Here is a 12369-nt window from a genome sequence, read left to right as displayed (position 1 = left end):
GTTGTTTTATGAAAAAAGTAAATAAAAAAACGAAAATTGCAACATTGGTCGCACTTTGCTGTGCCTATCCAACGGTATTTGCACAAGAGCAGGCTGTTGAAAAACTGGATGAAATCGTTGTGGCAGATACAGAGATCAGCGATGCATTAGTCAATACTCATCTTTATCGCCAACAAATTTTCTTAAAACAATCTCGTGATGTTAAGGATTTGTTTAAGGATAAAATGGATGTGAATGTAAGCCAATTAGAAGGTACACGTTCCGGTGGGGAAGGTGTGAATATTCGTGGTTTACAGGCGAATCGTGTAACCAGTACGGTTGATGGGATTCCGCTTCCGGAAGCACAGGAAAGCAAGCACTTTATCTCTTATGGTGTGGAATTTGGTCGTACTGATTATATTGATGTAAGTGGGTTGCGTAGTGCAGATGTACAATATGCTGGTTCAGCAAATAGCCTTTCCGGTCAAGTTAATTTTGCAACGCTTGAACCATTTGATTTATTAAAAGGTAAAAATATAGGTGGTTTTGTCGGAACCGGTTATAACAGCGTGGATAATTCCGTTTATGGTTCTATTGGTGGAGCGGTAAAAGTGGGTGATTATCAGGGGATGGTGATGACAACCTATCGAAATGGCGATGAAACTAAAAATAAAGGGAGTAATGGCGGAACGGGAATTGATCGTACAGAGCCAAATCCTGCGGATATTCACAATAACTATGTGCTGACCAAGCATTATTATCAACTCAATGAACAAAATCGCTTAGGTTTGACGTTTGAACACCAAGGTAAGAAAACTAAAACCAATTTATTAACCCTTACGGATACCAATATTGATGCAAGAACCGGTGTACAAACACAAGGTAATGCAGTAGATCGCATAAAACGTAGCCGTTTTTCTATTAGCCACGATTATAATAATGAACATGGTTGGCTACAAAATGCGAAAACCCAAATTTACTATCAAGATGCCTCAACTGAAAATGAGCGTTATCGCTTAGGTGAGAGAAATTACCGCCAAGAACAGTCAGAAGTGAAACATAAAAGCTATGGGATTACGAGCAATTTAATGACTTATATCGACGGCAATATTCCACAAGTGCTGCGTTATGGATTTAGTTATCACCATACCAAAGGATCGAATTATCTGCATTATGAACGCCCGGCTTATGGCAATTCCAGACAGGCTTATTTTGATGGAAAACCGACTTCGGATACCAAACAGGATAAATTTAGTGCCTATATCGAAGATGAAATTGCCTTCGGTAAATTGGTGGTGACACCGCAAGTGGGTTTTATTCACTACCGAGTGAAGCCCACTTCTAATGATAGCGTCATTGCTGAATTTAGACCGGAGAAACGTTCTGAAACAAAATTTGCCCCTAAATTAAGTATTGAATATCGTGCCATTCCGGAATTTACCCCTTATATGCAATACTCTCGTGGGGTGAGAACACCATCGCCACAACAATTAACCTCATATTTCTTCGAAAGTGTGAGTTATTTTATTCCAAGACTGGGCCCTCAAACTGCAAATGTCGCCGTGGTGGGGAATCCGAATTTAAGCTCAGAAACAGCGGATAATTTTGAAATTGGATTTAAAGGTGAAAGTAGTGCCTTACAATATTTAGTGACCGGTTATTACAACCGTTACCACAACTTTATTGATTGGGTTGCGAAACCAACAGCCGGTTATACCAGCTTTATCCAATACGATAATTTGGATAAAGCCAAAGTTTACGGGATAACAGCGGATGCTAAATGGAATTTCTATGAGGATTTCTATACTACGGCGGGGATTTCCTATTCACGTGGTAAAGCAACCAATAATGGCGTAACCACCCCAATTAACAGCATTCAACCACTCAAAACCAAACTAGGATTGGGTTACGAAGGTGAAAAATTTGGTGCAAATATCCAATGGACTTATAGTCGTGGTAAATCCGATAAAGATATTGAGCAATCTTCCGCTTATCTCTATAACCCAACCGGAGGTTACTCGCTATTTGATTTAGGGATTTATTGGAAACCGACCGGAAATCTCACTTTTACGGCTAATGTCAATAACTTATTCGACAAAAAATATTGGAATTGGAACGATATTTCCTATCTTGCTTTATTGAGTAAAGCGACACAGGATCAAGGTCGCCCGGCAGCCAGTATCCCACTTGCAATAACTTCGGCAAATGCTGATCGCTACAGCGGACCGGGACGTAACTTTAACATAGGAGTTCGTTACGAATTCTAAATAAAAAATGACCGCACTTTGAGTATGAAAGTGCGGTTTTTTTATAGAAAAAATATTTACCCCCCCCAATTGTCAATATCAAGAATATTGATTGATATTTCTTTAAAAATTATAATTCCCACCCGTAATTTATTGACAACAAAATGGTACATTTAACAATGATAAACACGCACGCACGCACGCACGCACGCACGCACGCACGCACGCACGCACGCACGCACGCACGCACGCACGCACGCACGCACGCACGCACGCACGCCTAACCTAATCTTTCCTTTCTTCTATTACAAAGGGGGTTTCCACTCAAAAGGGGAACCCAATGCAAGTTAAATCCAAACAACGGGTTGCCGATTTCGGTGAAGTTTACACCAACGAGCGTGAAGTCAATGCAATGCTTGATTTGGTGAACGAGCAAACCACTAATCCGGACAAAACTTTCTTAGAACCTGCCTGCGGAACGGGTAATTTTTTAGTTGAAATTTTACGCCGAAAATTGACCGCACTTTCGCGAAAATACAAAAAACTTCAATTTGACTACGAACGCTATGCCGTGATTGCCGTTGGCAGTTTATACGGCATTGATATCCAAGAAGACAATGTTAAGGAATGCCGCCAGCGGCTGTTCGAATGCTTTACTGAGAATTATCAACGCCTCTTTCCCAAAACCTACAAAGCCGATTGTATCCGCTCGGTGGAATTTATTTTAAACAAAAATATTCTCTGCGGTGATGCTCTTTCTCTCAAAACTTCAAGTGGACAGCCGATAATTTTCAGCGAATGGAAATTGCCCTTTGGTAACGAAATCAAACGGCGTGATTTTGTGTACCGTGATTTGGTAGAAAACCTAAGCGATCTGCCCCTGTTTTCTGATAAGGGCGAGCAAGCCTTTATTCCTGAACCTATCCGCGACTATTCCCCAATTCACTTTTTGGAACTTGGAAAGATCCCTGAGCAAGAAGAGGAGCGAGGCAAATGACCGATTTATCCCAACTCAACTACAACCCCGATGTGTTAAATTGCCTAGCGAATTTATCCAATGATGAAGTGTTTACGCCACCTGAATTGGTTAATCAAATGCTGGATAGGCTGCCTGAACATTTGTGGACGAACCCCAACGCCAAATTTCTTGACCCCGTGTGCAAATCCGGTGTGTTTTTGCGTGAAATAGCCAAGCGGTTAATTGAAGGTTTAAAAACGCAAATTCCTGATTTGCAAGAAAGATTAGACCATATTTACACCCAACAACTTTACGGCATTGCGATTACCGAACTCACCGCCCTAATTTCACGCCGTAGCTTGTATTGTTCCAAAAAAGCCAACAGTGAAAATTCCATTTGCCACAGCTTTAGTGATGAAAACGGAAATATTTTTTATAAAAGAATTGAACATAATTGGCAAAATGGTAGATGTAGTGAATGTGGAGCTAACCAAAGTGAATTAGATCGCGGTAGTGATTTAGAAACACATGCTTATGCTTTTATTCATCCATCTCAAATAAATAATATATTAGATATAAATAAAATGAAATTTAATGTAATTATAGGTAATCCTCCCTATCAGCTTGGTGTAGGAAATAGTGGTGGTAATAGTTCTAAAGCAAAAGCTATTTATCATCAATTTATTGAGCAAGCAATAAAATTAAATCCTGAATATTTAGTAATGATTGTTCCTAGTAGATGGATGACAAGACAAACTGAGGGAATATCTGATGTTTGGATAGACGATATGTTAAATTCTAATAAATTTATTGAAATACATGATTTTCTTAGTGCAAAAGGAATATTTACAGGTACTCCTCCAGAAGGAGGAGTTAATTATTTTATTTGGAGTAAAAACTATGTAGGGAAAGTTAATTATTTTTTATATAAAAATTCAGATGATGTAGAGCCTTTCTTGGAAAGTAGATATCTAAATGAAATAGGATTAGGTATCGTTATCAGAGATAGGTATTTATCATCTATTTTGAAGAAAATAAATAAAATAGATGGGAACTACATAAAAGAAGAACGCAATTTCTCAACGCTAGTTAGTCCAAAGGATTTCTTTACAAATAAAACATATTTAACATCATCTTGGAAAGAATTTAAGTTGGATAAAGATTCTATATATAGTATTAAATATTATTTAAATAAACAGAATCATAAAGTCAATTATGGTTGGGTTAATGATTTTCAAATTCCTAAAAATATTAAGACAAAAGAATTGCATAAGGTTTATATCCCAGCAGCTTATGGTGGAATGGAACAAGTATTAGGATTTCCATTTTATGGGGAGCCGAATAGTGTTTGTTCACAAACATATCTTGTTATTGGCTATGATCCAGATAAGCATAAATTTTCTAAAGAAGAATGTTTAAATATCATTACTTATATCAGAACTAAATTTTTTAGATACTTAGTATCTATTAAGAAAAAAACTCAGAATGGACCGAGAGGTGTTTATGAATTAGTCCCTATACAAGATTTTTCTAAACCCTGGACGGATGAAGAACTCTATAAAAAATATGGATTAACACAAAATGAAATTGAATTTATTGAAAAAATGATAAGACCGATGGAGGTGGAAAATGGCTAAATTTTACTATTTACCGACTATGGAAAAAAGTATAAACCAGAAAACGTTACTAGATTACCTAAGAAATATTCGAGATGAAGCAGAAACTAATAATGGTAAAGTGGTAAATGTGAAACATATTGAAGATTTAAAGTATTTTTTACTTACTTATTATATAGATAGCGACAGAATTGTGAACTCTATTGATCTTGATAATTGTGAGTTTTATGTAGCTTATCCGCCTAAATATAAAAAATATAAATGTTTATGGGTTAGAGATAAAAAAACAGCAATACATTTTGCAACGTCAAGAAATGGATTAGTAGCACCTAGCTCATTTCAAAATTTCTATGAGTGTTGTAATTGCATTATAGAGAAATTTAAAAGAAATATTAGGATACTTAAAGCAAAACAATGTGGTGCTAATTCTAATTCTGTTAATTTGTGGCATAAAGAACCAACAACCAAAGAAATAGTAAAGGAATTTGTGAGTTTACATTGTTTAGATGATAAGTTAGAAAAAGTAATTTCACCTAATGGATTGGGTAATAATGCTGCATTTTTAATGACTGATTATTTATATTTGGAAAAAGAATTTCTAGATTTTTATATTAATAAAGTATCAATAAAAGAAATTCAATATGATTTAAAACTAATTTTAGATAAACAGTATCTTTCTGAAAATATTGGTAAAGATCAGCAAAATCCACCGAATTTAAAACAACGTGATCGGTAGGGATACCACGCTGGTGTCCTGAATATTAACCCATTGAAATTTATTGTTTTTTAACACGGACGGGAGCATAGCGTCCTTACAAATTTTCAAATAAAGAGATCCCAAAATGAACGACCAAATCAAACCTCAATCCCCCAAAATTGCCTTTGATGAAATTTCTTCACCCAAAATCTACGCTTATTCCGACCGCACTTTTCCAAATTGTTTGAAAATTGGCTACACCACTCGCACGGCGGCGGAGCGGGTGCAGGAACAGTATCCTGTCAAAATGCCTGAACAAACCTGGAAAATTGAGTTGGAAGAGGCGGCAATTCGGGACAATGGTTCGCTGTTTAAAGATTTTGATGTGCATAAGATGTTGAAAAAGCAAGGCGTACGACAGATTAACGGCGAATGGTTTGAATGTGATTTGGCAACCTTAAAAGCCGCCTTAATTGAAGTGAAAACAGGGGTGAAAAACAGGGAAAAACGCACGCTGAATTTTGCAATGCGTCCTGAACAGGCACAAGCGGTGGCGAAAACACAGGCTTATTTTGAGAGTTTTAAACGGGATAAACTTAATCAGGGTAAAGCACCCCGTTTTTTGTGGAATGCTAAAATGCGATTTGGCAAAACCTTTGCAGCGTATCAGTTGGCGAAGCAAATGGGCTGGCGGAAGCTGTTGATTTTAACTTTTAAACCGGCAGTGCAAGATGCGTGGCAGGCGGATTTACGCAATCATCGGGACTTTGAGGGCTGGCAGTTTGTGGCAAGAGACAGTGAGTTGCAAAAAATAGACGAAAACCGACCGCTTGTGTGCTTTGGTTCGTTTCAAGATTATTTGGGGCGAACCAAAAACGGCGGGATTAAAGCCAAAAATGAATGGGTTCATGCTACCAATTGGGATTGTGTGATTTTTGATGAATACCATTATGGGGCGTGGCGGGAAAATGCCAAAGATTTGTTTGACGGCGAAGAAGATAAAAAAGAGCAGGAATTTGCCGAAAGTGCGGCGTTAAAAGACTTTGATGAGGAATTATTGCCGATTACCACCCATCATTATCTCTACCTTTCCGGTACGCCGTTTCGTGCCATTGCCTCTGGGGAATTTATTGAGGAACAGATTTTTAACTGGACGTATTCCGATGAACAAAAAGCCAAAGCCCAGTGGCAAGAAACACAAGGAAAAAATCCCTATTTATCACTACCAAAAATGGTTATGATGACCTATCAACTGCCTGATTCCATTAGAGATGTGGCACGCAAAGGCGAATTTAATGAATTTGATTTAAACTTATTTTTTGAGGCAAAAGGGCAGGGCGAGAAGGCAGCGTTTACCTATAAAAATGAAGTGCAAAAATGGTTGGATTTTATTCAAAATAAGTTGCCTGAATTAACGGTGGATAGCTTAAAATTAGGCACGGAAAAGCCACCGATGCCTTTTTCTGATATGAGGTTGTTGGGCAGTTTATTGCATACTTTTTGGTTTTTACCGAATGTCGCCAGCTGTTATGCAATGCGGAATTTATTGGCGGAAAAGCAAAATCAATTTTTTCATCAATACCGCATTATTGTGGCGGCAGGCAGTGAGGCTGGGATCGGCTTAGACGCCTTGCCGCCCGTGCAAAAAGCGATGAGCAATAACCCGCTTGCCACTAAAACCATCACCCTTTCGTGCGGCAAATTAACGACAGGGGTATCCGTGTCGCCGTGGACAGGAATTTTAATGTTGCGAAATGCGAGTAGTCCTGAAACCTATTTTCAGGCAGCTTTCCGAGTGCAAACGCCGTGGGTGCTGCGAGGCTATGATAATACCGACCCCAATAATGAAGAAATTTTGAAGCAACAATGCTATGTGTTTGACTTCGCCCCCAACCGTGCTTTGCGACAAATTGCCGAATACAGTTGCCGTTTGGATACGGTGAATAGCAACCCTGAACAGAAAGTCGCAGAGTTTATCCATTTCTTACCCGTGTTGGCATATGACGGCAGTTCAATGAAACAAATTGATGCGGCAGGCGTGTTGGATATTGCAATGAGCGGCACCACCTCCACCATGCTGGCACGCCGTTGGGAAAGTGCGTTGTTGGTGAACGTGGATAACGACACCTTAAAACGCCTAATGGACGATGAAAAGGCGATGAAAGCACTAATGAATATTGAGGGATTTCGTTCTTTAAATAACGATATTGAAACCATTATCAATAAATCGGAAGCGGTGAAAAAGACTAAAAAAGAGAAGGGAGAAAATTTAACCGAAAAAGAGAAAAAAGAGCTAACAGCGGAGGAAAAAGAGTATAAATCTCTGCGTAAACAGGTGCAGGAAAAACTGATTAAATTCGCCACACGCATTCCCGTATTTATGTATCTGACCGACTACCGAGAGCATTGCCTGCGGGATGTCATTACCCAACTTGAACCGAGATTGTTCTACAAAGTAACCGGCCTAACTCAAAAAGATTTTGAATTGTTAGTGAATTTGAACGTCTTTAATGAAAGTTTGATGAATGATGCGGTGTATAAATTCAAACGCTATGAAGACAGTAGTTTGGAATATGTGAAGCATACCGACAGAGTGGGTTTATTTAGCACAACGATGTCAAGGGAAGAGTTTGACCGACGTAAAGAGAGGGGGTTGTAGTAGGTGAGTTTAAAAAGTAGATTTCTCAAAAATTCGAGTATTATCCCGACTTCTTAGTTCCAGATAGTTCGTTGTGTAGCAGATACATAAGGTTGAATGAATATTTCTACCTAAAAAGCCCACGATAACGTGGGCTTGGGTATGTAAACTATTCTTTTATTGACCGATAGAGATCAAATTTATAAGACACGAAGCCATACAATGTCCAACCGATAAAGGTAGCAATGGAACCATATAACATTGCTTGCTCACCCGCCGCGTAAAGGGCATATATGCTGTATATCGAACCGATAAATGCAACAAATACGGTGGTTTTATATTTTCGCGCTGGCACATTTTCCACTTTTAGCAGAACAGCTAATGCAGCCATGGAAAGTAAGTATGGAATGACATTGGTGACTACAGCTAAATCAACCAATACATTAAATTGTTTATTTAATGATGGACTGATGGTTAATAAAGATAATAGGGTTTGAATTGCTGTAATGGTTACCATACCGATAATCGGTGCGTCTTTGCTGGTGACTTTTTTGAAAAATGCCGGGAAATAACCTTCTTCTGCGGAAGATTTGAATACTTGTGCAATGGTAAACTGCCAGCCTAGTAAAGAACCAAAACAAGACATAACCATTAAGCCCATAATGACTTTACCGACGGTTTCATTAAACATATGGGCAAATGCTAATCCGAATGGTGCAGTAGATTGTGCTAAATCCATATTTGGTACGATACCGGCAATCACATTGGTTGAGACAATATAAATTACCGCCGCTCCCAGTGTTCCTCCCAATACGGCAATAGGCACGTTTTTCTCCGGATTTTCAACGGCATCAGCATTGGCACAAGCGGATTCTAATCCTAAGAATGCCCATAAGGTCATAGAAATGGAGACACCAATTGCTTCAAAAGTTGGCACATTGTGAGGGTTCCAAGAGTTAATATAGAGTGAACCATCGAACCAATACCAACCGATGATACAAAGACCAACAACCGGAATGATGACACCCCAAATAGTGAATGAACTAATATTTCCTGTAATTCTTGCACCGCCGAAGTTAAGGACAGTGGCAAGCCATAATGTAAAAATTGTCCATAATGCAATGGATAACGGTGAAAGCGTTGTGCCTAACAGTTCGGAACCATAGCCTACGGCAGAAATTGCAATTGCCGTATTAGCGATAACTAAAGAGACACCGTAGGTGTAATTTGCCATGAAGTTACCCGCTTTACCGAAAGAATACTCGGCATAGCCGCCCATACCACCGGATTTTTTACTGAACATCCCGCATTGTGCGAATGCGTAAGCGAGAGCGGTGGAACCAACAGCAGTAACTAACCAAGATACGATAGAAATAGTTCCAATTTCCGCTAGTTTTGTTGGTAGCATGATAATACCGGAGCCCATCATGTTTACCATAGTGAGGATAGTAAGTTGCACCACACCGATTTTATTACTTTTTGTACTCATAATTTATTCCTCAAGTGCGGTCAATATTCTTATTGAAAAATGACCGCACTTTTTTAGCGATTAATGTTCGTTTAATACATAACCATAGGCACGAGTCCGTCCGTCGGGATCTTTTTGTAGATAGACCCCTTGGATTTCCGGTGCAAAGCCGGGTAAGGTATTAATGCCTTCTTCTAGCGCTAAGAAATATTGTTGAGCGGTTGTACTCCATCTTTCTCCCGGTACTACGCATAAGACACCCGGAGGATAAGGAAGCGCACCTTCTGCCGCAATTTTGCCTACAATGTCGGTGAGTGAGACGAGCTCCACATTGTTGCGAATTAATTCAATATTGGCATCGTGAGGATTCATCGCATATTCAGGTAAGGTTGCTTTACGGAATAAGTCTTTCTGTAATTGTTTTACATTGCGACTGACGTAAAGATCATGCATCTCTTGGCATAATTGACGAATGGTATAACCTTTGTAACGTTCCTCATTATTTTTGTAAACGGTTGGTAATACATCTTGTAATAACGAATCTTGTTTGATATGTTTTTCAAACAATGCGATTTGGGCGACTAAGGTTTGCATTTTTGTTAAGGTTTCAGCAGGCGTTAACAAAAATAAGATGGAGTTCAAGTCGCATTTTTCTGGGATAATACCGTTTTCGCGTAAGTAGTTTGTTAAGATGGTAGCCGGAATACCGAAAGATTCATATTCACCGCTTTCTAAGCTAATACCCGGTGTGGTGAGCAAGAATTTGCAAGGATCAACGAAGTATTGTTCATCTTCATAACCTTCAAATTTATGCCATGTGTCGGTTGGATGGAATTTGAAGAATTCAAGGTTTGTTGCGATTTCTTCAGTATCGTAATCCTGCCATTTTTTGCCTTTTATCGTCGTTGGAATAAACGGACGAATAAGGTCACAATGATTTAAGACTAATTTACGTGCTTCGATCCCTACTTTTACACAATCATGCCATAAACGGCGACCTGCTGCGCTACCTTGAATTTTTGCATTCACATCAAGTGTTGCGAATAATGGATAGAATGGGCTGGTAGAAGCATGCAACATAAAGGCATTATTAAAGCGTTTGTGATTAACATAACGACTTTGACCTTTAATATGTTTGTCTTTTTTGTGGATTTGGGAGGCTTGTGAGAAACCGGCTTGTTGTTTATGAACGGATTGTGTCACGATAATGCCGGGATCGTTTTCATTAAGTTCTAACAAGAGAGGAGAACAATCTTTCATCATTGGAATGAATTGTTCGTAACCTACCCAAGCGGAGTCAAATAAAATATAGTCGCAAAGATGACCAATTTTATCTACCACTTGACGTGCGTTATAGATCGTGCCGTCATAAGTACCTAATTGAATAACGGCTAAACGGAACGGACGTTGTTTATCCGCACTTTCTGGCGCGACTTCTTTAATTAAGCCTCTTAAGTAGCTTTCCTCAAAGCAGTGGCTGTCAATGCCGCCGATAAACCCGAACGGATTACGTGCAGTTTCAAGATAAATAGGGGTTGCACCTGCTTGAACCAACGCACCGTGATGGTTGGATTTATGGTTGTTTCGATCAAATAAAACAAGATCACCCGGTGCTAGAATGGCGTTTAATGCCACTTTATTGGCAGAAGATGTACCGTTTAATACGAAGTAAGTTTTATCGGCATTAAATACTTGTGCCGCATATTTTTGTGCATCGCAGGCGGCACCTTCATGAATAAGCAAATCGCCTAGTTTGACATCGGCATTACAAATGTCCGAACGGAAAATGTTTTCTCCGTAGAAATCATAAAGGAAACGCCCAGCCGGATGTTTGCGATAATATTGACCGCCTTGATGTCCCGGACAGTCAAAGGCTATATTTCCCATTTCCACATATTCGCTAAGCATTTTGAAGAATGGCGGAAGCATTTTTTCTTCATAAAGCTTAGCGGCCGTTTCAATTTGACGACTATAAAGCTGAATATCATAACCATTGAGATCCTGGATATGGTAAACAGAATCATAAAATTCAGGTGAAAGCGGTTGTTCGGCGGTTTGTACAACAAAAACAGGAATATTAAATTCAGTTTCTTTAATGGAATCAATAAATTGATCTATGTCGGAAGAACTTAATACAATAGCCGCCACATCGGTAAAATCAGTTTGTTTGATTTCTACCATGTCTCTTTCGGTGAAGAAATATTGGGTAACAGCCGGACTATATGCTATTTTTAATTTAGGCATAATTAACTCCTTATTTATATTTTTGAGATAAAAAGGTCTCTTACATTATAAAAATAATGCATTCTTTGTTTTTTAAACAATAAGATAGCTGTCACTAATTTAATAATATTAGTGATTGGTTCTTATTAATTTAAAATAGGAAGATCAGCTTTAATTAAGAGATAATGACTGTTAGTGAGTCATGTTTTTTAAAGCTAAAATCTCTCTGAATAGTGAAGACACGACTAGAGAGCGAAATGGGATGGTTTATTTTGAGAGGCAAAAACAGAATAGGAAAAACAAGAACGATACGATGGCATCATAATGTGTCTTGTACGGCGGATATGCGCCATTAAAGAGCGCCCTTTTATTGGATTAAGACTTAAAAGGCGTAGAATTCTTGTATGTATGTATGTATGTATGTATGTATGTATGTGCTTGCATAGAATCCTCCTCATATCTATACAATTCAACAGACCTATCTTGATTGTTATTCTGCGCTTTCCTAAAAGTAGAATCAATAATAAATATTTAAAAATGTGAT

At 38.6% G+C, this 12369-nt stretch carries 8 protein-coding genes; 5 read left to right on the top strand and 3 right to left on the bottom strand.

The window, feature by feature from the left end; translation table 11 throughout:
- Positions 1 to 8 precede the first annotated feature (8 nt).
- The 5 genes from E4T92_RS07285 (at position 9) to E4T92_RS07265 (ending at position 8155) form a co-directional block, all read left to right on the top strand.
- Positions 9 to 2246 carry a TonB-dependent hemoglobin/transferrin/lactoferrin family receptor gene (locus E4T92_RS07285; protein ID WP_135094086.1) on the top strand — a complete coding sequence of 746 codons (2238 nt, stop codon included), beginning with the start codon at positions 9 to 11 and terminating at the stop codon, positions 2244 to 2246.
- A 319-nt stretch (positions 2247 to 2565) separates the two neighbouring features.
- On the top strand, positions 2566 to 3222 hold the full coding sequence (locus E4T92_RS07280; RefSeq protein ID WP_135094085.1) for an SAM-dependent DNA methyltransferase: 657 nt from the start codon (positions 2566 to 2568) through the stop codon (positions 3220 to 3222).
- Positions 3219 to 4820 carry an Eco57I restriction-modification methylase domain-containing protein gene (locus tag E4T92_RS07275; protein WP_135094084.1) on the top strand — a complete coding sequence of 534 codons (1602 nt, stop codon included), beginning with the start codon at positions 3219 to 3221 and terminating at the stop codon, positions 4818 to 4820. The genes E4T92_RS07280 and E4T92_RS07275 overlap by 4 nt, the downstream gene beginning before the upstream one ends.
- On the top strand, positions 4813 to 5535 hold the full coding sequence (locus tag E4T92_RS07270; RefSeq protein WP_135094083.1) for a hypothetical protein: 723 nt from the start codon (positions 4813 to 4815) through the stop codon (positions 5533 to 5535). Before E4T92_RS07275 ends, E4T92_RS07270 begins: the two co-directional genes overlap by 8 nt.
- 106 nt (positions 5536 to 5641) lie before the next feature.
- A complete protein-coding gene (locus E4T92_RS07265; protein WP_135094082.1) occupies positions 5642 to 8155 on the top strand; it encodes a GIY-YIG nuclease family protein in 2514 nt (837 codons plus the stop codon).
- 148 nt (positions 8156 to 8303) lie between these two features.
- Here E4T92_RS07265 and potE read toward each other — a convergent pair whose 3' ends face one another.
- From potE to speFL, 3 genes are all read right to left on the bottom strand, one after another.
- Entirely contained in the window at positions 8304 to 9623 is a 1320-nt protein-coding gene (gene potE, locus E4T92_RS07260; RefSeq protein ID WP_077541373.1) for a putrescine-ornithine antiporter, read from the bottom strand.
- Positions 9624 to 9683: 60 nt separating this feature from the next.
- Positions 9684 to 11846 carry an ornithine decarboxylase SpeF gene (gene speF / locus E4T92_RS07255; protein ID WP_135094081.1) on the bottom strand — a complete coding sequence of 721 codons (2163 nt, stop codon included), beginning with the start codon at positions 11844 to 11846 and terminating at the stop codon, positions 9684 to 9686.
- Between the two features lie 224 nt (positions 11847 to 12070).
- Complete coding sequence (speFL, locus tag E4T92_RS11330; RefSeq protein ID WP_135094165.1) at positions 12071 to 12283, bottom strand: leader peptide SpeFL; 213 nt, start codon at positions 12281 to 12283, stop codon at positions 12071 to 12073.
- Positions 12284 to 12369: the final 86 nt, after the last annotated feature.

The organism is Pasteurella sp. WM03 (genome assembly GCF_004570945.1).
Taxonomy (GTDB): Bacteria; Pseudomonadota; Gammaproteobacteria; order Enterobacterales; family Pasteurellaceae; genus Rodentibacter.
The sequence above is the reverse complement of the archived record's forward strand: the minus strand, read 5'-3'. Positions and strand labels throughout refer to the sequence as shown.